The sequence below is a fragment of the Bradyrhizobium sp. HKCCYLRH1030 genome, from assembly GCF_051168395.1.
Classification (GTDB): Bacteria; Pseudomonadota; Alphaproteobacteria; order Rhizobiales; family Xanthobacteraceae; genus Bradyrhizobium.
This window is the reverse complement of the sequence record NZ_JBNPUY010000009.1, coordinates 279,335-303,991: the sequence shown is the minus strand read 5'-3', so window position 1 is coordinate 303,991 and position 24,657 is coordinate 279,335. Positions and strand designations below refer to the sequence as shown.

24 protein-coding genes are annotated in these 24,657 nt (G+C 65.6%); 15 read left to right on the top strand and 9 right to left on the bottom strand.

Going from position 1 to position 24,657, the window contains the following annotated elements; all coding sequences use genetic code 11:
* Nucleotides 1-101: 101 nt before the first annotated feature.
* A complete protein-coding gene (locus tag ACQR1E_RS25880; RefSeq protein ID WP_434897729.1) occupies nucleotides 102-938 on the bottom strand; it encodes a polysaccharide deacetylase family protein in 837 nt (278 codons plus the stop codon).
* A 110-nt stretch (nucleotides 939-1,048) separates the two neighbouring features.
* Here ACQR1E_RS25880 and mgtE point away from each other — a divergent pair, with 110 nt between their 5' ends.
* The 8 genes from mgtE (at nucleotide 1,049) to ACQR1E_RS25840 (ending at nucleotide 7,747) form a co-directional block, all read left to right on the top strand.
* Entirely contained in the window at nucleotides 1,049-2,467 is a 1,419-nt protein-coding gene (gene mgtE, locus ACQR1E_RS25875) for a magnesium transporter (RefSeq protein ID WP_316187315.1), read from the top strand.
* Nucleotides 2,468-2,548: 81 nt separating this feature from the next.
* Nucleotides 2,549-2,824 (top strand): helix-turn-helix domain-containing protein, encoded by a 276-nt coding sequence (locus ACQR1E_RS25870; RefSeq protein ID WP_315718360.1) that lies wholly within the window; start codon nucleotides 2,549-2,551, stop codon nucleotides 2,822-2,824.
* Between the two features lie 76 nt (nucleotides 2,825-2,900).
* Complete coding sequence (locus ACQR1E_RS25865) at nucleotides 2,901-3,719, top strand: aldo/keto reductase (protein WP_434897728.1); 819 nt, start codon at nucleotides 2,901-2,903, stop codon at nucleotides 3,717-3,719.
* A 146-nt stretch (nucleotides 3,720-3,865) separates the two neighbouring features.
* A complete protein-coding gene (locus ACQR1E_RS25860; protein ID WP_434897727.1) occupies nucleotides 3,866-4,738 on the top strand; it encodes a hypothetical protein in 873 nt (290 codons plus the stop codon).
* Nucleotides 4,739-4,900: 162 nt separating this feature from the next.
* Nucleotides 4,901-5,560: a glutathione S-transferase family protein gene (locus tag ACQR1E_RS25855; RefSeq protein ID WP_316171452.1), complete on the top strand. Its 660-nt coding sequence runs from the start codon at nucleotides 4,901-4,903 to the stop codon at nucleotides 5,558-5,560.
* A 239-nt stretch (nucleotides 5,561-5,799) separates the two neighbouring features.
* Nucleotides 5,800-5,991 carry a hypothetical protein gene (locus ACQR1E_RS25850; protein ID WP_315718364.1) on the top strand — a complete coding sequence of 64 codons (192 nt, stop codon included), beginning with the start codon at nucleotides 5,800-5,802 and terminating at the stop codon, nucleotides 5,989-5,991.
* Between the two features lie 299 nt (nucleotides 5,992-6,290).
* On the top strand, nucleotides 6,291-7,283 hold the full coding sequence (locus tag ACQR1E_RS25845) for a hypothetical protein (protein ID WP_434897726.1): 993 nt from the start codon (nucleotides 6,291-6,293) through the stop codon (nucleotides 7,281-7,283).
* A gap of 23 nt (nucleotides 7,284-7,306) precedes the next feature.
* The gene (locus ACQR1E_RS25840) at nucleotides 7,307-7,747 is read left to right on the top strand and encodes a DUF1489 family protein (protein WP_316171451.1); all 441 of its coding nucleotides are present in this window, start codon (nucleotides 7,307-7,309) and stop codon (nucleotides 7,745-7,747) included.
* Between the two features lie 146 nt (nucleotides 7,748-7,893).
* Here the strand turns inward: ACQR1E_RS25840 and panC are convergent, their stop codons facing one another.
* Nucleotides 7,894-8,745 carry a pantoate--beta-alanine ligase gene (gene panC / locus ACQR1E_RS25835; RefSeq protein WP_315753003.1) on the bottom strand — a complete coding sequence of 284 codons (852 nt, stop codon included), beginning with the start codon at nucleotides 8,743-8,745 and terminating at the stop codon, nucleotides 7,894-7,896.
* Between the two features lie 262 nt (nucleotides 8,746-9,007).
* Here panC and ACQR1E_RS25830 point away from each other — a divergent pair, with 262 nt between their 5' ends.
* The 4 genes from ACQR1E_RS25830 (at nucleotide 9,008) to ACQR1E_RS25815 (ending at nucleotide 12,949) form a co-directional block, all read left to right on the top strand.
* On the top strand, nucleotides 9,008-9,931 hold the full coding sequence (locus ACQR1E_RS25830) for a division plane positioning ATPase MipZ (RefSeq protein WP_315718368.1): 924 nt from the start codon (nucleotides 9,008-9,010) through the stop codon (nucleotides 9,929-9,931).
* A 412-nt stretch (nucleotides 9,932-10,343) separates the two neighbouring features.
* Nucleotides 10,344-11,231 carry an alpha/beta fold hydrolase gene (locus tag ACQR1E_RS25825; protein WP_316175136.1) on the top strand — a complete coding sequence of 296 codons (888 nt, stop codon included), beginning with the start codon at nucleotides 10,344-10,346 and terminating at the stop codon, nucleotides 11,229-11,231.
* A gap of 132 nt (nucleotides 11,232-11,363) precedes the next feature.
* Entirely contained in the window at nucleotides 11,364-12,122 is a 759-nt protein-coding gene (locus tag ACQR1E_RS25820; RefSeq protein WP_316188510.1) for a VWA domain-containing protein, read from the top strand.
* Nucleotides 12,123-12,232: 110 nt separating this feature from the next.
* Nucleotides 12,233-12,949, top strand: a complete 717-nt coding sequence (locus ACQR1E_RS25815; RefSeq protein WP_434897725.1) for a DnaJ domain-containing protein — start codon at nucleotides 12,233-12,235, stop codon at nucleotides 12,947-12,949.
* A 235-nt stretch (nucleotides 12,950-13,184) separates the two neighbouring features.
* On the opposite strand, the gene ACQR1E_RS25810 is transcribed toward ACQR1E_RS25815, so the two are convergent.
* On the bottom strand, nucleotides 13,185-14,933 hold the full coding sequence (locus ACQR1E_RS25810) for a serine hydrolase (protein WP_434897724.1): 1,749 nt from the start codon (nucleotides 14,931-14,933) through the stop codon (nucleotides 13,185-13,187).
* A gap of 428 nt (nucleotides 14,934-15,361) precedes the next feature.
* Between ACQR1E_RS25810 and ACQR1E_RS25805 the strand changes: the two genes are divergently transcribed.
* Nucleotides 15,362-15,703, top strand: coding sequence for a phasin family protein (locus tag ACQR1E_RS25805; protein WP_315718372.1), 342 nt, complete (start codon nucleotides 15,362-15,364; stop codon nucleotides 15,701-15,703).
* Nucleotides 15,704-15,794: 91 nt separating this feature from the next.
* Here the strand turns inward: ACQR1E_RS25805 and ACQR1E_RS25800 are convergent, their stop codons facing one another.
* Entirely contained in the window at nucleotides 15,795-17,570 is a 1,776-nt protein-coding gene (locus ACQR1E_RS25800; RefSeq protein WP_434897723.1) for a pilus assembly protein TadG-related protein, read from the bottom strand.
* A 490-nt stretch (nucleotides 17,571-18,060) separates the two neighbouring features.
* Between ACQR1E_RS25800 and clpS the strand changes: the two genes are divergently transcribed.
* Nucleotides 18,061-18,393, top strand: coding sequence for an ATP-dependent Clp protease adapter ClpS (clpS, locus tag ACQR1E_RS25795; protein WP_008960690.1), 333 nt, complete (start codon nucleotides 18,061-18,063; stop codon nucleotides 18,391-18,393).
* Between the two features lie 410 nt (nucleotides 18,394-18,803).
* Nucleotides 18,804-21,191, top strand: coding sequence for an ATP-dependent Clp protease ATP-binding subunit ClpA (gene clpA, locus ACQR1E_RS25790; protein WP_315718374.1), 2,388 nt, complete (start codon nucleotides 18,804-18,806; stop codon nucleotides 21,189-21,191).
* Nucleotides 21,192-21,278: 87 nt separating this feature from the next.
* Here clpA and ACQR1E_RS25785 read toward each other — a convergent pair whose 3' ends face one another.
* The 5 genes from ACQR1E_RS25785 to ACQR1E_RS25765 form a co-directional block, all read right to left on the bottom strand.
* The gene (locus tag ACQR1E_RS25785; protein WP_434897740.1) at nucleotides 21,279-22,025 is read right to left on the bottom strand and encodes a sulfite exporter TauE/SafE family protein; all 747 of its coding nucleotides are present in this window, start codon (nucleotides 22,023-22,025) and stop codon (nucleotides 21,279-21,281) included.
* Nucleotides 22,026-22,049: 24 nt separating this feature from the next.
* Nucleotides 22,050-22,469 carry a hypothetical protein gene (locus ACQR1E_RS25780; protein WP_434863506.1) on the bottom strand — a complete coding sequence of 140 codons (420 nt, stop codon included), beginning with the start codon at nucleotides 22,467-22,469 and terminating at the stop codon, nucleotides 22,050-22,052.
* A gap of 6 nt (nucleotides 22,470-22,475) precedes the next feature.
* Nucleotides 22,476-23,900, bottom strand: coding sequence for an MFS transporter (locus ACQR1E_RS25775; protein WP_434897739.1), 1,425 nt, complete (start codon nucleotides 23,898-23,900; stop codon nucleotides 22,476-22,478).
* A 99-nt stretch (nucleotides 23,901-23,999) separates the two neighbouring features.
* Nucleotides 24,000-24,326 (bottom strand): c-type cytochrome, encoded by a 327-nt coding sequence (locus ACQR1E_RS25770; RefSeq protein WP_315718375.1) that lies wholly within the window; start codon nucleotides 24,324-24,326, stop codon nucleotides 24,000-24,002.
* A gap of 41 nt (nucleotides 24,327-24,367) precedes the next feature.
* A complete protein-coding gene (locus ACQR1E_RS25765; protein WP_315754573.1) occupies nucleotides 24,368-24,619 on the bottom strand; it encodes a hypothetical protein in 252 nt (83 codons plus the stop codon).
* Nucleotides 24,620-24,657: the final 38 nt, after the last annotated feature.

The window sequence follows — 24,657 nt, the reverse complement described above, 5'->3', positions numbered from 1 at the left end:
GTTCCGGGTTCCGGTTTGCGCGCGGCTGTTGCCGGATTGCAAGCGGCAGAAATCGCCGCGATCACGGCCGTCGAGCGTAGACAGCGGCCCTGAACGACGGATTAACCACCTTCGTGCGGCGGCGTCGGCGCAGGTGAAGGGCGCTCGCTACGCTGCTCGTGATGCACATCCGCCGGCTGCTTCGGAACCATATGGACCACGCGATAGCCGTGGTTCTTCAGGTAGCGCAGGAACGCGGGCAGCATGGCGACCGTGCGCGGCTGCGGATCGTGCAGCAGGATGATGCCCTTGCGCGCCTGGCTCAGCCGGGCGGTCAGCAGCTTCAGCGTCTGCTGCGGTGACATCGGGTTCCAGTCGCTGGCCCAGAGATCGGCCCCGAACACGACGATGCCGCGCGACTGCAGCAGGTCGAGCGTCGCCGGTGTCGATTCGAAATAGGGGAAGCGGAAGAATGGCGTCGACGGCGTGGTCGTCTCCGCGCCGTTGAGCGCCTTCTCGTCGGCGGCGATGCCGCGATCGATCTCATCGACGGCCTGTTCCGGCGTGATGTGCGCGAGATTCGCATGCGTGAAGCTGTGATGGCCTATGGTGTGGCCTTCGGCCGCGATCTTCCGCACCCACGCGGCGCGGCGCGACGCAGGCTCGCCGACCAGGAAGAAGGTCGCGCGCACGCATTCCCTGGCGAGCGCGGCCAGCACCTTGTCGGTCATCGGCGGCGACGGGCCGTCGTCGAAGGTCAGAACCACTTCGCCGTCATGCAGCGGCAGCGTGTCCGGGAAGCTCTTCAGTCCGACGCGCGGATGTGTCGCGGCGTCGACGGTGAGAACGCGCGACGTGCCGAGCGTACCTTCATGCGGGCAAGCGGCAGGCGCGGCTGCGGTGACGTCAGCCGCGAGCAGCGCCGCCACGACGCCGGCCGCGTTTACCCATCCCGTCATCGATCGCCAAGGCCGCATCTTTTCCCGTTGCGCTCGCTGTTGCCGATTATGTAATGCGTGAAAGCACAAATCAGACCATTTGCTCTGAAATCAAGCGCGTGAGGCACGTCATGAACGAGACATCGGACGTTGCCCATGCTGATGCCACTCTACGCGATCGCGCGCCGATGCGCACTGAATCCGGCGAGATTCGCGCCGAATTCATCGCGGCCATCACGGCGGCCATCGCCGCCGAGGACGAGGCGTTCCTGCGCGCCGAGGTCGCCGAGCTGCACGAGGCCGATCTCGGCGACCTGATCGCGGCGCTCGCACCGGACGACCGTGTCCGGCTGGTCGAGCTGACCGGCACCGATTTCGACTTCTCCGCGCTGAACGAGGTCGACGACGCGGTCCGCGAGGAGATCCTCGAGGAGCTCGAGCCCGCGACCGTCGCGGAGGGCGTGCGGGAGCTCGAATCCGATGACGCCGTCGAGCTGTTGGAAAGCCTCGACGAGGAGGACAAGGAGGAGATCCTCGAACGCCTGCCGCCGTCCGAGCGCGACGCGCTCGCGCGCAGCCTCGACTATCCCGAGGGCTCGGCCGGCCGCCGCATGCAGAGGGAGTTCATCGCGGTTCCGCTGGGTTGGACGGTCGGCGAGGCCATCGACTACATGCGCGAGACGCGGGATCTGCCCGAGCGGTTCTACGAGATCTATGCGGTCGACGACGCACGGCATTGGCAGGGTGCGGTGTCGCTCGATACGCTGCTGCGCGCCCGCCGTCCGGTTCCGCTGGCCGATCTGATCGACGAGGACCGCCGTCGCGTCACCGTCACCGACGATCTGGCCGAGGTGGCGCGGCTGTTCGGCAAGTACAATCTGGTCGCGGCCCCCGTGGTCGATGCCGAGAACCGGCTGGCCGGCGTCATCACCATCGACGACGTGGTCGACGTCATCGAGGAGGAGGCCGACGAGGATTTCAAGGCGCTCGGCGGCGTGTCGGGCGACGAGGAACTGTCCGACAGCGTCTGGACCATCGCCAAGGGCCGCTTCAACTGGCTGCTGATCAATCTTGCCACCGCGTTCCTGGCGTCATCGGTGCTCGGCCTGTTCGAGGACCAGTTGCAGCAGATGGTGGCGCTCGCCGTGCTCGCGCCGATCGTCGCCAGTCAGGGCGGCAATGCCGCGACCCAGACCATGACGGTGGCGGTGCGCGCGCTGGCGACGCGGGAGCTCGGGCCGAACAATGCGATGCGGGTGGTGATGCGCGAGGGGCTGGTCGGGCTCGTAAATGGCCTGGCCTTTGCGCTCGTCACCGGCATCGCCGCCGTGGCGTGGTTCAAGATGCCCGGGCTCGGCATCGTGATCGGGCTTGCAATGATCTCGAATCTCGTCGCGGGTGCGCTGGGCGGCATTCTGATCCCGATGGTGCTCGAACGGGTCCGGGCCGACCCCGCCGTCGCCTCCGGAACCTTCGTCACGACGGTGACCGATGTGGTCGGTTTCTTCTCGTTTCTCGGCATCGCCACGCTCTGGTTCGGCCTGAAATAACCCCGGCGCCTGAACGACTTATATCGTTAATCCGGCCTTAACGTGGTTCGGCGAGACTGTCGCTCGACACGGAGTCGGACGATGCAACGCTTGCGGCTGAAGGCAGATGGACGGATCGTGGAGCTGCGCGACGGGGAGGAGATTCCGCTGGCGCCCGCGGCTCCGCTCGAAGTGCGTGATCTCAGGCGGCGGGTGCATCTGACCCAACAGGAATTCGCCGCCAAGCTCGGTGTGCCCGTCGAGACCATCCGCAATTGGGAGCAGGGCAAGCGCATGCCGCGCGGCCCGGCGCGCGCGCTGCTCACCGTCATCGCGCACGCGCCCGAGACGGTGTTCGCGGCTTTAGCCAAGACTTAAGCCCACCACGGGCCGTGCGTTGGCAACGCCCAGCGTGTGCCTACATAATGTTGCACGCGCGCTGGAGTGCACGGCCATGCTGATGATCGAGGCCAATGGTGCCAGGATTCCCGCCTTGGGTCTCGGAACCTGGGAGCTGCGTGGCCGCGCCTGCAGCCGCATCGTCGAGCAGGCGCTCACTCTCGGCTACCGGCACATCGACACCGCGCAGGTCTATGAGAACGAGCACGAGGTCGGCGAGGGCCTGCGTGCGTCCCGCGTCCGGCGCAACGAGGTGTTCCTGACGACCAAGGTGTGGACCACGCATTTTGCGCCGCACGATCTCGAGCGCTCGGCCAAGGAGAGCCTGGTCCGGCTGCGCGTCTCCGAGGTCGACCTGTTGCTGCTGCACTGGCCCAATCCGCACGTGCCGCTGACCGAGACGCTCGGCGCGCTGGCCCATGCCAAGACGCTCGGGCTCGCACGCCATATCGGCGTGTCCAATTTCACGGTCGGTCTGCTCGACGAGGCGTTGGCGGCATCGCCGGAGCCGCTGGTGTGCAATCAGGTCGAGTATCATCCCTATCTCGATCAGACCAAGGTCCGCGAGGCCTGCGCGCGCCATGGCATCGCGCTCGTCGCCTACAGCCCGATCGCCAAGGGCAAGATCAAGAACGATCCGACCTTGACGCGGATCGGCCGCGCCCATGGCAAGAGCCCGGCGCAGATCTGCTTGCGCTGGCTGGTGCAGCAGAACGTCGTGGCGATCCCGCGGACGTCCAAGGTCGAACGGCTGTCCGAGAACCTCGACGTGTTCGATTTCGAGCTCTCGGAGCAGGACATGGCCGACATCTTCGCGATGGGCAGCCCCGAAGGACGGATGACCAACTTCGCCTTTGCGCCGAAATGGGATTGAGGGCAGCGCCCGCGCATTTGTGCTACAGCCTGACATGACGGGGAGCGGCCGGCGGGCCGCACGACGGCGGCTGCCGCGTTCCCTGCCGATGATCAGAGCGATGGCGCGCCCGCGCCTTCGCTCATGCGCGGGCGTAGTGAAGCAGCATGGAACGTTGGCAGTTCATCCGTTGGGGCATCGCCGCGTCCGTGCTCGCGCATCTCCTGATCGCCGGTGGGGTCGTGGTCTCGACCTCGGTCCGGCCTTACGAGCTGCCCAAGAGCGACGAGATCGAGGTCAACATCGTCGACGCTGACGAGCCGCAGAAGACGCCCGAGCCGGTCGCCACGCCATCGCCATCCCCGACGCCGGATCTGGTGCTGCCGCAGCCGGACCCGAGCGCCTTGCCCGCGGCCGCCGCACCGCCACCGCCCAGTCCCCCGCAGGACGCCAGGGAGACCCCCAATCCTCCGATGCCGGCCACGCCGGCGGCGAAACAGCCGGCGCAGGCTGCATCGCCCAAGGCGGTGAAGACGGCCGCAAAGGCGGAGAGCAAATCCGCCGTCAAGCCGGCGCCGCCGCCCGTGCCGGCACCTGCGCCGACCTATGTGCCTCCCGAACCGGATCTCACGGTGAAGTATGGGGTCATGCTCGGTCTACCCGAGCCGCTGTCACCGTTGCCGCGTCCCGGCGGCCCGGAGGACGGCAAGGACGCCGGGCCGACCGCGACGACGAACCTCGCCGCCAATCTGGAAGCGGCCCTGCGGCAGAAGGTCAGGAGCTGCGCGCGGCTGCCGGCGTCGCTGTCGCTGTCGGACAACGTGCTCATCAGGCTGCGCTTCGGCATGACACCGGATGGACGGCTGGCGACGGAGCCGGAGGTGATAGAGGTCGTCGCAGCCTCCAAGGCGATCCAGCTCAAGGAGAGCGCGGTCCAGGCGTTGAATGCCTGCCAGCCCTACGCGATGTTGCCTCCCGATCGCTACAACGAGTGGAAGGTGATCGAGATGTCGTTCACGCCGCAGGATTTCGCCCGCTGATCTACCCTGCGGCCGGCGACGGCACGGGGGCGGGCGCGTGGTCTAGGCGTAGCGCTTGTGTGTCGACGCAACGGCCGATCATCCTGTATGCGTCGCCCATAGCATGAGCGTCGACGGCGCGGCTGCGCGGGCCGTCCACGCCCAACACGGAGACGGTGCGACATGACGCTGAAGCTGGTGATCGGCAACAAGAACTATTCCTCATGGTCGATGCGGCCGTGGCTGGCGCTGCGCGGCTGCGACATCGCCTTCGATGAGATCGTGATCCCGCTCTACACCGCCGATCCCGCCGACAAGGCACGCATCCTTGAGCATTCCCCGGCCGGCAAGGTGCCGATCCTGATCGATGGCGCGATCAGTGTGTGGGATTCGCTCGCGATCATCGAATATCTCGCCGAGCGCTTCCCGCAGGCGGGGCTGTGGCCCGCCGATGCCGCTGCCCGCGCCCATGCCCGATCCGTCTGCGCGGAGATGCACTCCGGCTTTCCGGCCTTGCGCAACGAATGCCCGATGAACCTGCACCGGCCGGTGCGGCCGGTGGAGCTGTCTGCCGATGCCAAGGCCAACATCGCCCGGATCGAGGACATCTGGCGCGACTGCCGTGCCCGCTACGGCCATGGCGGGCCGTTCCTGTTCGGCCGCTTCGGCGCCGCCGACGCCATGTTCGCGCCGGTGGTCACGCGCTTCCACAGTTTCGCCATTCCGGTCGCCGCCGAAACCCGCGCCTACATGGACATGATGATGGCGATGCCGGCCTTCGCGGCCTGGGTGAAGGACGGCCTGGCGGAGGACTGGGTCATCGAGCGGGTCGAGAACATCTGAGCGGCCTCGTCCGTTCGCGATTTGGTCCGTGTTGGACGAGCGCCCCCCGAGCCGCTCGTCCAAGAATACCGTTTGCGGGCCCATCCCGTTGAAGACTCTCGCAATCTCCGCGTTTGCCATGTCGTGAGGTCGCTGGTCAGGGCGGGCGGCGGCGTGATATAAGCGCGATATTTATAAAGACACGCCGGCCCGGGCAGCGGGACCAGGGGCTCTTGCCGGCATGCGAGCAGGAGAGGGCGTTGAAACACAAGTTCCCCATTGGGGCGACCGTCTATTTCACCGCGAGCAACGTCTCGCGTCCGGCCGCCACCGGCACCTACGAGATCATCCGCCAGCTTCCGACGGAAGACGACGACTGCCAGTATCGAATCAAAAGCTCGACGGAAGCCTTTGAGCGGGTTGCCAGAGAGAGCCAATTGGCCTTGTCTTGAAGATGACGTGCCGCGTCGGCGGACGCGGCCGCCGGAGACATGGCCGAAGCGAGAGGGGGAGTTGCCACGCGTTCGGGAGCCGTGGCGCGAGACGATGACGATTGCTGCGCGATCCCTTTTGGGGATAGCGGGTAGCTTCACACCATCCGGCGCCCGCAGGCGTATGGAATCGTCTTATTGTCTTGGTGGGGCCGCAATCGATCGGGTGATCATTTGAATTTGATGATCGTTTCACGGCCGTCCCATGTAGGGACGCCATCGGGGCCGTTTTCGCTGGCCCGCGTCAGGAACAAGCGCGCATGAACTCGACCTGGCCTTCCTCGTTGGATCAGCTCTTGAACTCACCGGCGTTCCCGATGTGGCTCACCGTTGCCGCGGCGGGTTTCTTTGCACTGGTCGTGCTGATGACGCTGCTCAGGGCCGAGAAATCGGTCGCCAACGGCGCGCTGACGGTGATCACGCTGCTGGCGGTCGGGATTGCGGTCGCGTCGATGATGCGGAGCCAGGATGCGACCCCGCGTGGCGCCAATGGCGATCCCGCGGTGACCGCCTCCGTCGGCCTCTCGCCACCCGCCCTGGCCTGCGTGGATGATCTCGCCGGCGATCTGGTGCTCGCGAATTGCGAGAAGAGCCTGTTCGGATCGGCCGAGATGACGGCCGCCGCCGTCAGTTATGCGGCGGGCATGCTGAGCCGGCTGTCCCAGGTGGGCGACGTCGCCAGCGCCAACAAGGTGATGACCGCGGAGCTGCTGGCGCTGCGCCGCGCCGTCGAGCGCGATCGTTATGGCCTGATGGCCTATGTGCTGCTGACACGCGACCGCTGTACGCCGAGCGATTGCGTGATGTTCCGTGCCGTGGGCGATCGCCAGCAACTGATGAACAACATGGAAGGGCGGACCTATGAGGGGCTGGTGACGCGCTATGCCTCGCAGTGGAATGCGGCGCCGGGCCAACCGGCCGCTGGGACCTTTGCGGGATTGGCGCCTCCAGGGCTGGCGCCGTCGGCGCCGAACGGCAAGCCGACGACCGCCGAATTTCCCAGCTCGGCGAACACCCCGCCGGTCAGCATCATGAATCCCGAGCCGACGGCCTCGACGCGCTCGGTCGCCCCGGCAGCCGCCGCGCCGAAACCGCCGACGCAGCTTACGCCGCCCGCAGCCCCACCGACCGTAGCTGCCAGCCACGCCCAGGCGCCGCCGGCGGCCAAGAAGGCCGCGCCGAAGCCGAAGCCGGCCGCTGCGGCGCCTCAAGCGGCGCCTGAGGCCGCCGAGCCGGCCGCCAACAACGAATAGATCCCGCTGGTCGAACCGCCATCATGCCTCTGCACCTGATCAAGCTCGCCGTCGGCTGCGAGTCCGTGAAAGAGCTGAAGGAGTGGATCGCCGAGCGCATGCTCGCGGCCAAGAAGAAGGGCCTGCCGCAGCAGCACGTCCATGTCACGCGGATGACGCCGAAACGGGTCGAGGACATCCTCGCCGGCGGCTCGCTGTATTGGGTGATTCGCGGTGAGGTCGCCGCGCGCGAGAAGATCGTCGGCATCGAGCCGTTCCGCGACGGCGACGGCATCGGGCGGTGCCGCATCATCATGCAGCCGAAGGTGATCGCGGTGTCGCCGCGGCCGATGCGTCCGTTCCAGGGCTGGCGCTATCTGACGGCCGAGGATGCGCCGGCCGATCTCGGCAAGTCCAGTGCGGCGGGCGTCGAAGCCATGCCCGAGCCGCTGCGCCGCGAGCTGCGCGATCTCGGCCTGCTGTAGGACTTCGATGAGCCTCACGCGAGGCGGAAGTCAGCCTCGCTCGCAAGGGCCGGGCGTACGCTCGACGCGGCGTCAGTTGTCCTTGCCTCTGCCTTGCGGGCGAGGGCGCGCTCACGGTGTTGGCGGACGGCTGGTCTCCCGGCGGCTCACGCGGCGATATTGTCGATCAGTCGCGTGGTTCCGATCTTGGCCGCGACCAGGATGCGTTTCGGTCCTGACTCGTTCGGGGCGATGGGCGCCAGCGTCTCGGCGTGGCGGACCTCGAGATAGTCCAAGGCAAAGCCGGCTTCGGTGATCGCGGCGGCGCCATCCCCAATGGCCGCCTGCATGTCGTCGCCGGCGCGCAGCCGGGCCGCCAGCTCCTTCAGGACACGGTGCAGCGTCGGCGCCGCCCGCCGCTCGTCTGCCGTGAGGTAGACATTGCGCGACGACATCGCGAGTCCGTCGCGTTCGCGCACCGTACGGGACCCGACGACACGGACGCCGAGATCGAGGTCGCGCGCCATCTGGGCGACGACGCGGAGCTGCTGATAGTCCTTCTCGCCGAAGATCGCGACGTCCGGCCGACATTGCGTGAACAGCTTGGCGACCACGGTCGCGACCCCGCCGAAGAAATGCGGACGGAAGCGATCCTCCAGCCCGGCCAATGCCGCGCCTTCCGGCACGATCCGCGTCGCGAAGCCGTCCGGATACATCGCCTTCGCGTCGGGATGCCAGATCAGATCGACGCGCTCGGCCGCGAGTTTCGCAACATCCTCCTTCCAGGTCCGGGGGTAGGACCCGAAATCCTCCGTCGGCGCGAACTGAGTCGGGTTGACGAAGATCGAGACGACCACCTTGTCGGCGCGGCGCTTCGCCAGCCGGACCAGCGAGATGTGCCCTTCATGCAGCGCGCCCATGGTCGGCACGAGCGCGATGCTGGCTTTTCTCGCGCGCAAGCTGTCGAGCTCGCGGCGGAGGGCGGAAACGGTGCGGGCGACGCGCGGGCTTCGTGACATTTTTGCTCGATCTCACAGCGAAAAATTGCGGTTGCACTGTTCGGCCTTGACGCTCGGGCGACTGCCCTTAACAAGAACGCGACACGCCGCTCAGCATACTTGAATACGCCTGTTAGCACGTCTCCGCGTCCGATGCGGAGTTGGTAAACGCGCGCGTCAAGTAGTAGCGGAGGATGCGTCCCCCGTGGGATTCACGATGACGATGCATTTCACTTGACCGCAGACGACCGTGACTCGAAGATGATCGTAAGAGGTCGACAACATGCTGGTGCAAACTAGCCAAGGACAATCGGGCTCGGCCCACGTGGTTGTGCTTGGAAACGAGAAGGGCGGGTCGGGCAAGTCGACCACCGCCCTGCACATTGCCGTGGCACTCCTGAAGGCCGGCCAGCGTGTCGCCACGATCGATCTCGATTGCCGCCAGCAGAGCTTCACCCATTACATCAACAACCGGAGCGCCTGGGCGCGCCGCACCGGCCTGCGCCTCGAACTGCCGACGCACTACTGCATCCAGCTCGGCCGGACGTTGCAGATCGACGAGAACGAGAACACCGAGTTCCAGCAGTTCATGGAGGCCGTGAGCGCCGTCGAACGCTCGTTCGATTTCATCGTCATCGATACGCCCGGCAACGACAGCTACCTGATGCGCCTGGCGCATTCGATGGCGGATACGCTGGTCACGCCGATCAACGACAGCTTCCTCGACTTCGACGTGCTGGGAACGGTCGATCCCGCGACCTATGCTGTGACCGGCGAGAGCCACTATGCGGAGATGGTGCGTGACGTCCGGCGCAAGCGCCGCCAGGTGGACGGTGCGATGACCGACTGGATCGTGGTCCGCAACCGGCTGTCGATGCTCGGCTCCCGCAACAAGCAACTGGTCGCCGACGGCCTCAAGGACCTGTCGCTGCGGCTCGGCTTTCGCGCCATCGACGGCTTTGCCGAACGCGTCGTCTACCGTGAGTTCTTCCCGCGCGGACTGACCGCGCTCGACGACATCGACGAGGCGACCCTGGGCACCCGCCCCAATCTCGGCCACGTCACGGCCCGGGAGGAGGTCACCAGCCTGCTGCGCCAGCTCAAGCTGCCGCTGGACGAGCGCGGCCGCCGCCGCGCCGCGAACCGCGCCGAATGGTTCGCCCAGGTCGACAAGCCACTCGACCTGCACGACATCATCAGCGCCTGAATACCGTCCGCATTCGGGTGAGACCTCGCCTGAGACATTGTGCGCGTTGAACGTGCGCCCGGCTTGGTTAAACAATCTGCGGACAGCGGTGGCGGGTAACGGCGCGTTCGGCCTGTTTGGGGGCGGACAGAGGAAGATTTGTCTCAGGTCAACGCCGCAGCCGCCAATTTCGCTAGATTACCGTCAAATTCATGACTGATTTGAACCTGACGTTCAGGGCTCAAGTCGCAAGAGACGGGCGGCGGAACCCAGCTATGCTGCACAGCAACTAGGTGCGGCGCACAACGAACGGGCGACGGATACACAACATTTGGTCTTCCTGTCACAGCGCCGTTACATATATTAAACAGAACGGGTCGCGAGAGTCTTACAGGTTCAAAACTACCTTTGATTGTGCTCCCGAGGGACGAACATGAAGCGTGGAATAACCGTTCTTGTGTCTGTCAGCGTGCTGGCGGCGGTCGGCTACTTCACCGCGAGCAAGTGGGCTATCCGGCACGAGACCATCAGGTTCTATGACGCCTCGCGCGACAACCGGCTGGTCGAGGTCGCCGTGGCCGTCCGGCGCGACAAGGAGATGCAGGCCGAAGCCGGCATGATCAAGCTGCCGGTGGCGATCCTCAATCACGGCAACACCGTCAAGTTCACCGAGTACTCGTTCCTGGCCAACGTATTTGCTGCGCGCGGCTACATGGCGGTCAGCATCCAGCACGACCTGCCGACCGATGCGCCGATGGTGACGAAGGTCGGCGAGCCCTATGTCGGCCGGCTGCCGCAGATCCAGCGCGGTGTCGCCAACATCCGGTTCGCCGTCGAGCAGATGCACCAGGTGCAGCCGAATGCCGACTATGATCATCTGACGATGGTTGGTCATTCGATGGGCGGCGACATCTCGATGTATTTCGCCAAGCAGTATCCCGAAGACGTCCGGAAGGTCGTCACGCTCGACAACCTCCGCGTCCCGTTCGTCACCGACGGCAGGTTCAAGATCCTGTCGTTCCGCTCGAAGGACCCGCAATTCAAGACCGATCCCGGCGTGATCCCGAGCGACGACATCTGCGAGAAGGAAGGCATCACCGTCGTCAAGACGGACTTCCAGCACAACGACATGCGCGACACCGGACCTGACGACGCCAAGTCGTCGATCCAGGCCATGCTGGACAAGTTCCTCGCCGACAGCGACAGCACCAGCGACATCGGGCCGGTCAAGACCAACACTCCGTTGCTCGATCCGGGTCCCGTCGCGCCTTATGCGCCGGTTGGCAAGACCGCGACGCCGGCCAAGCCGCTGACGCATTGAGCGCGCAAGCCGCCGGGGCGCGCGCCAGCCTCGCCTGATCGTTGCCTGCCACGACGGCGGGTAGATGCGTTGCCGTCGTTGAAGCCGTCCGTCCGCCTGCCCACATGATGCGCGTCCGAGCAAGGTGCGTGCATGGTCGATGATCGTTCGAAGCCCGGTTCTGCCCCGTTGACCTCGGCCGAAGAGGGATCGCGCCAGCAGCGGTTGCCCGACAATGAGCGCTCCACCGCAGACGCCATTGCGGCGTTCGTTGCGCAGGCCAAGGCCGTGGCTCCAGCAGCTCAGGGGACCAGAGGTCGTCTCGTCTTTGCGCTTGATGCGACCCTGAGCCGCCAGCCAACCTGGGACATGGCCTGTGCCCTGCAGGCCGACATGTTTCGCGAGGCCGCCGCACTCGGCAGCCTCGATATCCGGTTGGTGTACTATCGTGGCTTCGATGAATGCCGCGCCACTGGCTGGATCTCCGACAGCGCTGAGCTCGCCCGGCTGATGGGCAAGATCGATTGCCGCGGCGGCCAGACCCAGATCGGCAAGGTTCTTGCCGAGGCGCGGCGCCATGCGACAGCATCCGGAATCCGCGCCGTCGTGTTCGTTGGCGACGCGATGGAGGAGAATGTCGACGTGCTCTGCGCAAAGGCCGGCGAGCTCGGGCTGCTGAAGGTCCCGCTGTTCATGTTCCAGGAGGGCCATGAGCCCGCGGCCGAGCAGGCGTTTCGCGAGATGGCGCGGCTGTCGGGGGGAGCCTGGTGCCGTTTCGATCCCGGCGCATCCGCGCAGTTGCGCGACCTTCTGCGCGCCGCCGCGGCCTACGCGGCGGGTGGCCGCGCGGCGCTGCTCCGGCTGGCCGGCTCCGAAGCGGGCGCGGCACGCCTGATCGGGCAGATGAAGTAGAGATCGATTTCGGCGGCCGCCAACGTCAAGCCCGGCGCAGCGGCTCGAGCCTGCCGGTCGCGGACGCAGCCGATCATGCTTTTTGTCCCGGCACGCCCTATATTCGGGCCATGACACTGATCGCTGGCGCCGTCGCCGTCATCACCCTTTATCTGTTGCTGCAGATGTTCCGGAACGCGAATCCGGCGGCGCTGGCGCGCGCGATCAAGATTGCCGGCGGTATCGGCTGCCTTGCGGTGGCAGCCTTCACCGGCCTCCGCGGCGAGCTGGTGGTGGCGATCCCGATCGGGTTGTTCGGGGCGGGGCTGCTCGGCTGGTCACCCGGTGGTCTCGGCAATGTCGGCAGCATGTTCGGGCTGGGTGGGCAGCGCTCGTCGGGTCAGAGCTCGCGGGTGCGCTCGCAATTCATCGAGATGGTGCTCGATCATGACAGCGGGCAGATGCAGGGCCGCTTTGTCGCCGGCGCCCATGCCGGCCGGTCGCTGGACGAGTTCGATCTGCCGCAGCTCGCCGCGATGACGCCGAGCCTCGATGCCGACAGCGTCGCTCTACTTGAAACTTATCTGGACCGCCGGTTTCCCGCTTGGCGTCAGCACGCGCAGGGCGATGCGGCAGGGCGGCAGGGCCGCGCGGCGTCGAGCTCCAAAATGACGGAAGAGGAGGCCTATCAGATCCTTGGCCTGCAGCCGGGCGCGGGGCGAGACGAGATCGGGCGTGCCCACCGCGCGCTCATGAAGAAACTGCATCCCGACCAAGGGGGGTCGACGTACCTCGCCGCCCGGGTGAACGAGGCCAAGGATACTCTGCTTCGTACGCATCACGGCTAACTCCGGCAACGCCACCAACGCCACAACACCGAACCCGCTTTCAACGCAACTTTGTCGACGCCGGCGGCTCTCGCCCTTGCCAGGCACGATCGTTCGTCATGGTGAAAAAGTTCTAGCGGGAAATCCTTGACGAGTGGTTTGCACCCGTGCGTCCCGCCGTCGATCGCGTGGTCCGCAAACGAAAAGGCCCGCGCTGTGTCGCGCGGGCCTCATCGGAACAGGATCAGTGCCGGCGTTAGTTGTGCACGGTCATGCAGGAGATGTCGGCGCGCTTCAGCTTCTTGCAGACGGCCTCGGCCTGATCACGATCGAGCCCGGCGAAGCGGGCGCGGATCAGCTTCTTGTCGCCCTTCGCAACCGTCTCGGTGAAGGGATCGGCCTTGCTGAGGAGACCTTGTGCCGAGCTGCGGGCCGCCTCGATCCGCTTCTGGGCCTCGGCCTCGTTGTCCAGCGCTCCCACCTGGATGATCCAGCCGCTGCGCGTGACGGAAGGCTTGCTCGGAAGCTCCGGCGCAGCGCTCGCGGAGGCGATCTGCGTCGGCGCCGGCTGGGCCGGAGGCGCCGCATAGGCCATGGCCTGCGACGAGCCTGCCGGCAGGCTGGAGGCGGGCAGCACGCCGAGAATGCCGTTGCCGGTGCCATGGCCCGGCGGCTGCGGCGGCATGTCGGGACGGGCGGCCTCGGTACGGGCGATCGGCGACGCCGGCTCGATGGCCTCGACACGCTGAGCGAAGGGTGCGGGAGCAGGGGCGGCCGGCTGCGGCGCGGCGGTCGCGAGCTTGACCGCGCCGGCCTTGACCTGGACCGTCCTGACCTTGACCGGCTTCATCGGCTCGGTCGAGCCGGGAACGATCGACATCGGCTGGCTCTGGATCACGCCGGAGGTCATCGGCGCCGGCTCGACCTTGGCCTCTCTCGGTGCCGCCGGCGGCAGGGCCGCGGTGGCTTCCGAGAGGGTTGAGATGATCTTGGAGGCGCGGCTCGGGGCCGGCGTCTCCGGCGCCGCCGAGGCGAGCTGCATCGTGCCCTGATCGGCATCGCCGCTGTCGGAGCCGCCGCGCTCGCCGATCGCCGCCACGGTGCGCCGGGTCGCGCCCTTGTCGAGATTTTCGGCGAGCAGGTTGCGCATGATGGCGTCACGCGAGCCGCCGCTGCGGCCGCCGAGTACGACGCCGATCAGATGGCGGTTGCCGCGGCGCAGCGAGGTCACGATGTTGAAGCCGGAGGCGCGGGTGTAGCCGGTCTTGATGCCGTCGATGCCCTCGACATTGCCGAGCAGATGATTGTGGTTGCGGATCGACTGGCCGCGATAATTGAACACCACCGTCGAGAAGTAGCGGTAGTACCGCGGGAAGCGGTCCTGGATCGCGCGGCCGAGGATCGACTGGTCACGCGCCGTCGTGATCTGCGCGTCGGCCGGGAGGCCGGAGGCGTTCACATAGGTGGTGCGGCTCATGCCGAGCGAGCGCGCCTTGCGCGTCATCATCTTGGCGAACTCGTCCTCGTCGCCGCCGATCGCTTCTGCGATGACCACGGCGGCGTCGTTGGCCGAGCGCGTCACGAGGCCCTTGATCGCGTCCTCGACGCGGATGCTCTGGCCGGGGCGCAAGCCGAGCTTGGTCGGCGACTGCTCGGAGGCGTGCTCGGACACCGGCATCTCGGTATCGAGCTTCATCTTGCCGGAATCGAGCCGCTCGAACAGCAAATAGAGCGTCATGATCTTGGTGAGCGAGGCGGGGTGCCGCAAGGCGTCGGGATTGGTCGCCGTCAGCGTCGCGCCGGAATTGCCGTCGACGACGATCGACGCGAACGCCGGGCTGTAGCTGCCCTCGTCATTATGGGGGGAGTGACGCGCGTGATGCTGCCGATGGCGCCGACGCGCCTCCGCGCTGTCGACCGTGACCACTGCTGCCGTCGCGAGGGTGATCAGTCCGTAGACGCCAACTCGCAACAGGCGCGAGGAAGCCATTTTTTTGCGAAGCATGAAATCCCCGTCCAATTTCTGACGTGATCACCGGCTCGTAAGGCGAAATTGTGCCGAACGCCCCCGTAACCGTGCCTGTCGGACCTCCCGATCGCGCCGTGACGCTGCCAAGCATCGAAGGCCTCGAACTGAGGTTTTGTTAAGACGCTGTTTTAGAACAGCTTTACGGTTCGGCCGACGCTGGCCGGGACCACCGGAGAGGTTAGGACGGTCGAGTTGCCAAAGGATTAAAGAAACCTTGCGGCGATGGCTGGTATTTCTGCCGAACTGCCCCGGCTTGGGGCGTCCGACGGTGCGTCGAGACCGCAATGCCCGGGATGGTGCATTGCACAAGATTCTTGTTTTTTTGTGCGCTGCACTATATTATGAATGCGTCAGGGAGCCGGGGCTTCCCTGAGGGCGCTCAAAATCAGGGAAAGGAATGCCACATGTTTAAGGTTGAAGACTTTCAGAACTACGGCAAAGAGCAGTTCGAGACCGTCGTGAACTCCGCGACCACCGTGCAGAACGGCCTTCAGGCCATCGCCACCGCGTATGGCGACTACACCAAGAAGTCGTTCGAGGACACCAAGTCGTTCGTCGAGAAGCTCCAGGGCGTGAAGTCGCTCGATAAGGTGCTCGAGGTGCAGACCGAGTTCGCCAAGTCGGCCTACGAGACCTTCGTCGCCGATTCGCAGAAGATCGCCGGGCTGTATTCGGATCTCGCCAAGCAGGCGTTCAAGCCGCTGGAAGGCATCGCCGCCAAGTTCACCCCGCCGGCCGCGCACTGACCGTTCGCGCCTGCAGGGAGCACAAAGCCCGGCTTGCGCCGGGCTTTTTTGTTGGCTGAAGGTGGAGCGCTGTCGGTGCCCGGCGCTTCTGTTATTTGGCGACCCGCAGCTTCGACAATGCGGTGCCGATCGAGTTGAACGTGGTCACGATCTGGCTCGAGCTCGTCAGCATGTAGAACTTGTCGGGACTGCTGGCGCAGTTCTGCAGCACGGCCGAGGTCGGATCGGCGGGCGAGCTCGTGTTCACCTGGATCGTGTAGATCGTGTACATCGCGTTGCCCTTCGAATCCTTGGTGTCCTTCAGGTTCGAGCAGAGCAGGGCCTGGCGCGCGTCGATCGGGTTGCCCGAGGCTTGCGACGAGCCGTTGCCGTATTCGGGCCAGCGGTCCTCGGTGTTCAGGCCGTCCGACAGCAGGATGATGACACGGTTATAGGTGGTGTTGACGTCCTCCGCCGGCGCGCCCAGCACGCCGTTCGGAATCAGCGACTGCACGGCCCAGGCAAGTCCGATCGCCTGGTTGGTGCCGCCGGTCGGCTGCATGGCGTTGACGGCGCTCTTCAGCGAGCTCCAGTTGTAGCTGAGCGGCACGATTTCCGCGAGTTTCGTGGAGGCCGTGCTGCTGCAGTACTGGATGTTGTTCTCCATGTGCTGGTTGGCCGGGAACAGCGTCGTCACGTCGGAGGTCGCCGGTGACACGGCATTTGCGTCGTTCGGCTGGGTGCGGTCGGCGACGCATCCGGTCCAGGTGCTCTTGGTGTTGGCGACCCAGGTGTGGGTGAAGGTGTTGACCTTGCACACCGTGCTGGATCCGCTTCCCGTGCAACTACACGTGTTGTTCGGAAGATTGCTGCCGCTGGTCGGGCAACTGCAATAGCTGCCGGTGCACCAGTTCACCCGCGTGCTGGTCTGAACGCTGTTCCAGCAGCCGTTGTAATAGCTGTGCGAGGCGGAATCGTAGCCCGGGCAGATGTAGCCCGTGTAGCTCCCACTCGTCGGTATCCGCGAGGCGCTCGAACTCCCGGTCGCCGGGTCGCTGGTGCAGGAGAAGTAGGGAAAGCCGTTGCCGGACTTGAACGGACAGGAGGATCCCGGTCCCACCATGTCCCATTGCGATTGCGTGTAGCTGCCGTTCGGGATTGCGGCCTGATAGGAGCCATTGGCAGGCTGGATCGTGGGCGGATTCTGCCAGTCGGTCCAGTCGATCCAGTCCTTGGCGTAATTGCTGGCGCCGACGTTCACGACCTTGGCGAATGGAACGACCGAGATGTAGACGTCGCCCGGGGTCTTGGCCAGCGCGCTGAGCTGGTCGATCAGCCCGCCGCTGCCGGCCACGGCGTTCTGCAGCGCGGACATCTTGCCGCTGGATGCCATCGAGCCGGTATTGTCGAGCGCGAGCGCCACCCGCATCTTCACGTCGCCCCAGGTCGATGTCGTTTTGGCGCCGAAGTCCATGGTCGGAAAGCCGGCAATCTTCATGAACTGGGTGACGATCTGACCGTTGGCCGACAATTGGATGTTGGAGGCCGACGAGCTGGTCGAGGCGGTATAGCTGGCCGTCACGGTGACGTTCTGTGCGTCCGTGCTGGTGTAGAGCGCCTTGAAATAGGCGCTTGCCTTGGTTCCGATGTCGGCTGCGCTGATCGTGCCCTGCGCCAGGTCGCGCGACAGCATCAGCGAGGTGGAGTCGAGCGCCGCCTGCATCGACGACCGCGCGGCGTTCAGCCGGCTGTAGTCGACGCCTGCCCCGACGAAGGCCAGGATGGGGACGAGCGCGATGGCGAACAGCATGGAGATATTGCCACCGCGGTCGCAGGCGAACCGTCGGACGGCGCGGCGGCAGAGTCGAATGAAGGAGACATCGGTCATGTCGCTCACCAATTATGGTTTTCTGCAGGTGTTTTCGGTTCGGCTTCGTCAAGGACGGGTAAATCGAAACCGCGAAACACCGGGCCAATGCCCGCAGCGTGGCGCCGCGCCCGCAACCGGGCTGGTTCCCTGTCAATGCCCGCTGAATGGGCTTTGTAAAATGCGACCGGTTTGATTAACCTTGCGCCTCATCGCCGGGGCAGGGAATCGGTCCTGCCGGAGCGTCGGTCCGTCCCGGGCCTGCGCTTGCGGCAAACCGGGCGCTGACCCATATTCCCGGTGTCGGTCCGACCGGACCGGTCGGCTGGGACAGGCGATCTGGAAAGCAGGACCGGGTGGCGGAAAGCGGCCCGGCAGGGGACAGGTCGGGGGGCACCCCTTATTGAGAGCAACGCGCCGAGGGAAACTCTTTATTGGGAGCCTCGCAGCCATATCTAACGCGTGCAAGATGTCGCAGCCAACTTCCAGATTGAACCGATCCGCGCCCAGGATGAGCAATAACGACAACAAGTCCGGTGGCACCGGTGGCCCGGTCACGTCCGTGATCACCAAGGTCAAGCCGAAGACCAAGCGCCCCAACCTCTACCGCGTCCTGATCCTGAACGACGATTACACGCCGATGGAGTTCGTCGTTCACGTCCTGGAGAAGTTCTTCAACAAGGACGTCGAGGCCGCGACCAAGATCATGCTCCACGTGCATCATCACGGCATCGGGGAGTGCGGCGTCTTCACCTACGAGATCGCCGAGACCAAGGTGACGCAGGTGATGGACTTCGCCCGCAAGCACCAGCACCCGTTGCAGTGTGTGATGGAGAAGAAATAGCCGGCTCCCTCCGCGAAGGGAGCCGCCGACGCGCGCATCTGCTGGCCAGGGGCGGGGGCTGGGGCGCTGCCCGATTGATCACCGCGAATCGGCATCGGACGAAGGGTCATCGAAAGCCGCAAATTGCTGCAGACGGGGTCAGCGCAATCCGGGCAGGTTTCACTTCTCGTCCGAAGAATTACGGCCGCTCTGGTCCTTATCTCTCCCCGCTCGGCGGCGTGCGCCGTTCGGTTGTCGCAGCCGGATTTGCCGCAATCGGAACGGGTTTTGCATTGACGATCCGGTGAACCCGTAATCGAGCGGCTCGGCCGGTCTTTTGTCGCACTCGGTTATAACTATATTTGACGAAGGTTGTTGTTGCCTGACCGGGCGGCGGCGATCATGATGGCAAGGGGCCACAGAGGACGCGCATGCCGACTTTTTCTCAAAGCCTTGAACAATCCCTGCATCGTGCGCTGGCGATCGCCAACGAGCGTCATCATCAATACGCGACACTGGAACACCTCCTTCTGTCCTTGATCGATGACTCCGATGCAGCGGCCGTGATGCGCGCATGCAGCGTCGACCTCGACAAGCTGCGCGGCAGTCTCGTGAACTACCTCGAAACCGAGTTCGAAAATCTGGTCACGGACGGCAGCGACGACGCCAAGCCGACCGCAGGTTTCCAGCGCGTGATCCAGCGCGCCGTGATCCACGTTCAGTCGTCGGGCCGCGAAGAGGTCACCGGCGCCAACGTGCTGATCGCGATCTTCGCCGAGCGTGAGAGCCACGCCGCGTACTTCCTGCAGGAGCAGGACATGACGCGTTACGATGCCGTGAACTACATCAGCCACGGCATCGCCAAGCGCCCTGGTGTCTCCGAAGCGCGCCCGGTTCGCGGCGTCGACGAGGAGACCGAAGCCAAGGGCAACGAGGACTCCAAGAAAAAGGGCGAGGCGCTGGAAACCTATTGCGTCAATCTCAACAAGAAGGCGCGTGACGGCAAGATCGATCCGGTGATCGGCCGAAACTCCGAGATCAACCGCGCCATCCAGGTGCTGTGCCGGCGCCAGAAGAACAACCCGCTGTTCGTCGGCGAAGCCGGCGTCGGCAAGACGGCGATCGCCGAGGGCCTCGCCAAGCGCATCGTCGACAGCGAGGTTCCGGAGGTGCTGTCGGCCGCGACCGTGTTCTCGCTCGACATGGGCACCTTGCTCGCGGGCACGCGCTATCGCGGCGACTTCGAGGAGCGCCTGAAGCAGGTGCTCAAGGAACTCGAGGCGCATCCGAACGCGATCCTGTTCATCGACGAGATCCACACCGTGATCGGTGCCGGTGCGACGTCGGGCGGCGCGATGGATGCGTCCAACCTGCTCAAGCCGGCGCTGGCCTCGGGCTCGATCCGCTGCATGGGCTCGACGACCTACAAGGAGTATCGCCAGCATTTCGAGAAGGACCGCGCGCTGGTGCGCCGGTTCCAGAAGATCGACGTCAACGAGCCGTCGGTCGAGGATGCGATCGCGATCCTGAAGGGGCTGAAGCCGTACTTCGAGGACTATCACCGGCTGAAATACACCAACGAGGCCATCGAGGCCGCGGTGCAGTTATCGTCGCGCTACATCCATGACCGCAAGCTGCCGGACAAGGCGATCGACGTGATCGACGAATCCGGCGCGGCGCAGATGCTGCTGGCAGAGAACAAGCGCAAGAAGACGATCGGCATCAAGGAGATCGAGACCACGATCGCCACGATGGCGCGGATTCCGCCGAAGAGTGTGTCGAAGGACGATGCCGAGGTGCTCAAGCATCTCGAGCAGACCCTCAAGCGCGTGGTGTTCGGCCAGGACAAGGCGATCGATTCGCTGTCGGCCTCGATCAAGCTGGCCCGTGCCGGCCTGCGCGAGCCGGAGAAGCCGATCGGCTGCTATCTGTTCTCGGGTCCGACCGGCGTCGGCAAGACCGAGGTCGCCAAGCAGCTCGCCTCGACCCTGGGCGTCGAGCTGCTTCGCTTCGACATGTCGGAGTACATGGAGCGGCACACGGTGTCGCGCCTGATCGGCGCGCCTCCTGGCTATGTCGGCTTCGACCAGGGCGGCCTCCTGACCGATGGCGTCGACCAGCATCCGCACTGCGTGGTGCTGCTGGACGAGATCGAGAAGGCGCATCCGGACCTGTACAATGTGCTGTTGCAGATCATGGATCACGGCCGGCTCACCGACCACAACGGCAAGCAGGTCAACTTCCGCAACGTGATCCTGATCATGACCACGAATGCAGGCGCGGCTGACATGGCCAAGCAGGCGTTCGGCTTCCATCGCTCGAAGCGGGAAGGTGACGACCACGAGGCGATCAACAGGCAGTTCGCGCCGGAATTCCGCAATCGGCTCGACTCCATCGTCTCGTTCGCGCACCTCAACGTCGAGGTGATCGGAATGGTCGTTGAGAAGTTCGTGCTGCAGCTCGAGGCCCAGCTCGCCGACCGCGACGTCACGATCGAGCTGTCGGAACCGGCCAAGGCCTGGCTGATCCAGCACGGCTATGACGAGCAGATGGGCGCGCGGCCGATGGGCCGTGTGATCCAGGAGCACATCAAGAAGCCGCTGGCCGACGAGGTGCTGTTCGGCAAGCTGAAGGGCGGCGGTCACGTCCGTGTCGTCCTCGTCAAGGACGAATCCGGCGTCGAGGAGAAGATCGGCTTCGAGTTCGTCGAGGGCCCGGTCACGCCGAAGTCCGAAGTTCCGGCCGCGCGCAAGCGCAAGCCGAAGTCCGGCGGCGGCTCGAAGGGGCCGGCGCCGAAGGGACCGCTGGTCAAGGCGTAGGCCTGACGCGACGAGATCACTACGAAAGGTCGGCCATCGCGCCGGCCTTTTTCGTTTGACGCGAGGTTCTTTGATGCGACGTCCGGCTCAGGCCGGCTTGACGAAGAAATACACCGTCAGGCCGCAGCCGACGGCAATGATGAAGCGGCGCACATGGGCCGGCGGGATGATCTGGCCAAGCCGCGCGCCGACGAAGCCGCCGATCATGGCAGCGCCCATCATCGTCAGCGTCTCCAGCCAATGCACGCGGCCTGAGAACGCAAAGATGGCGGAGGCCGTCATATTCATGAGCGCAGCGAGCAGCACCTTCATGCCGTTCATGGCGCGAATGTCGCGCATGCCGTAGAACACCAGGGCCGCCAGCATCAGGATGCCGATGCCGCCGCCGAAGTAGCCGCCATAGATCGCGATCACGAACTGCACCGCCTGGATGGTCCGCGGCCCGAACCAGCGAGCGCCATCCTTCGGCGTAAAACGCATGCCGAATGCAAACACGCTCGTGGCGAACAGTAAAAGCCAAGGCACGAGCCGGCTGAAGGCGGTCGACGGTGTGACCAAGAGCAGCACGGCGCCGAGCGTGCCACCGAGCAGGCTGATGATCGACAGCCGCACGAGGTCGTGGCGCCAGGGCGCCTTTGCGTCGTTCAAGATCTCACGGGAGGCCCAAGCGCTGACGAACTGGCCGGGGCAGAGCGCGACCGTGCTGGAAGCGTTGGCGTCAATCGCGGGAATGCCGGCGGCGAGCAGCGTCGGGAAGGTCAGGAACGCGCCGCCGCCGGCCAGCGCATTGACGATGCCCGAGCCGAAGGCGGCGAGGGCGAGCAGGGCCAGCATCGTCCAATCGACCGTCGGCACGGGCTATGCTTCCGATGTTCGCAAAACGTAGCCCGGGCCGTCGCTTCGGACCTCTCTCCTGTAGAGCCTCTTCGGCTCACCGATTCGCAGCCCGCCTCCGAGCGAACGGGCCGTCTCCAAGCCCTCCAATGCCAACACACCTGCGACCAACTCAGCAACACCGTCGAGACTGCCGTGGCCGCCTTCTGACAGGCCGCTAGGAGCGCTGAAGGTGAGCCAGTATCGATAGTCGTTGAATTCCGTATCGTCGGCTAGCGACAATTTGACCATCATGCCCAGTGCTTCACCAACGATGTAGGTGTTGTTCACGTAGAACGAACTCTCGCGAATTTCCACGAACCTCACATTCAGGCGGCTGAAGAGGTAGAGAGCGAACGTCTCCAGGTTCTCTGAATCATCGCCTCGAATGAACACTTCGCTCATCGACCGTTACTCCCCCTTCAGCCGCTGGCCGTCCTGGACGCGGACGCGCTCGGCGCCGCGCGCGCCGGCCGGCGACAGCCTGAGCATGCTCAGGAACGCGCCGACCAGCGCGAAACCGACCCCGGTCAAGAGCGACAGCCGCGTGCCGTCGGTCGCGTCGATCGCGAGGAACATCGCGACCAGGGCGGCGCCCGTGGTCTGGCCGAGCAGGCGCGCCGTGCCGAGCATGCCGCTGGCGCCGCCGGCGCGCTCGCGTGGCGCAGCGGCGATCATGGTGCGGTTGTTCGGCGTCTGGAACAGGCCGAAGCCGCAGCCGGCCAGCGCCATGCGCCAGACGACATCCCATGCCGACGGCTCGCGCGGCAGCAGGCCGAGCGCACCGAGCCCGCATGCGAAGATGACGAGACCGATGCCACCGAGCAGCCCGGCCGGCACGCGCTCGACCAGCCGCCCCGCAATCGGCGCCGTCAGGCCGACCGCAATCGGCCACGGCGTGATCAGCAGGCCCATCTGCACCGGCGAATAGCCGAAATGGCTTTCGAGATAGAAGGGGATCGCGACGAAGGCGAGCATCTGGCCGCAGAACGACGAGATCGAGGTCGCGATCGACAGCGCGAACACCGGAATGCGCAGCAGGTCGACCGGCAGCAGCGGCGAGGCCATGTGGGTCTGGCGCCAGACCAGCCACACGCCGGCCGTGACGGCGACGACGAACTCGATCACGCAGGTCACCAGCGCCTCGCCATGGCCGAGGCTGTCCACGGCGGCGATCAGGAAGCCGAAGGCGACTGCGCTCAGCGCCGCGCTCTGCCAATCGAACATGTGCGGCGCGCGCGGCGTATGCGGCAGGAAGCGGAAGCCGAAGACGAAGGTGACGATGCCGAGCGGCACGTTGATCGCGAACAGCCACGGCCAGCTGCCGACGGCGAGGATGCCGGCGGCGATGGTCGGACCGAGCGCGGCGGAGACCGCGACCACCATCGCATTGATGCCGATGCCGCGGCCGAGCAGAGCGTGCGGATAGGTGAAACGCACCAGCGCCGAGTTGACGCTGAGGATGCCGGCGGCGCCAAAGCCCTGCAGGATGCGCGCGAGCGTCAGCAGCAGCAGGCTGTCGGCCAGCGCACAGAAGGCGGAGGCAGCCGTGAACAGCACGAGGCCGGCGAGATAGACCCGCCGATAGCCGATGATCTCGCCGAGCGAGGCCAGTGGCAGCAGCGAGATCGTCACCGCGAGCTGATAGCCGTTGACGATCCAGATCGAAAAAGCAGGACTCGCATGGAGGTCGCGGGCGATCGTCGGCAGCGCCACATTGGCGATGGCGCCGTCGATCACGGCCAGCACGATGCCCAGGGCGATCGTCACGATCGCCCAGGTACGCTGCGGCAGCGGCAGTCCGTCGGCGTGCAGACCCGTGGTCGTCGGCGTCATCATGCGGGCTCCGGTCGCAGCCGGGCCGCGGACAATGAACGGGAACGGGCAACCGGGCCGTACAAGTCCCGTTCCACGCCAGCGGAGCGCGCCGGCGCGTCACCGCCGTTTGGGGCGGACCTGGATCGCCTTGAGGTAATTGACCGCGGCCTCTGCCTCGGGCCGATCGAACTGGAAGCTCGGCATGTCCTTGTGAATGGTCGACAGGCCGGCCTGCAGCCGCTGGGCGAAATCCTCGTCGTAGAGCTTGCTGTCACCGAAGGTCCTGAACGGGGGCGCGTCGGGGTGCCGGCTGGCGCCTGTGAGACCTACCGCATGGCATCGGCTGCAAAGGCTTTGCAAGAGCGCTTTTCCACGCTTCTGCTCGCTGTCCAGCGCATGGCTGGCGGTCGAGGCGAACGCCAGCAGCAGGCAGGCGGACCCCATTCGTCGTCTCATGAACTCGTTCTCGCGTGTCTTGCGCCCGGCTACCAGCGGCCCTCGGCCTTGCTATAGGCATATAGGGCGATCAGCCCGATCGTCACCAGGGTCGAGCCGATCAGGACGATCCGGTCCCAGCGCAGCTGTGTCTCGTCGTCCCGCTGCAAGGTCAGCAGGGAGAACAGGGCCTTCATGGCAAAGCGGCGCATCGGATCGATCCCGGCAGCGGCCGCACATTCCGATGACGTGGGCCGGCCGCAGCTTAGCCTGCCCAATCGTTGCGCCGCCATGGCGAACATCTTGGGTCTGATGTCCGGCTTCCGGAGGGGCTCGGAAG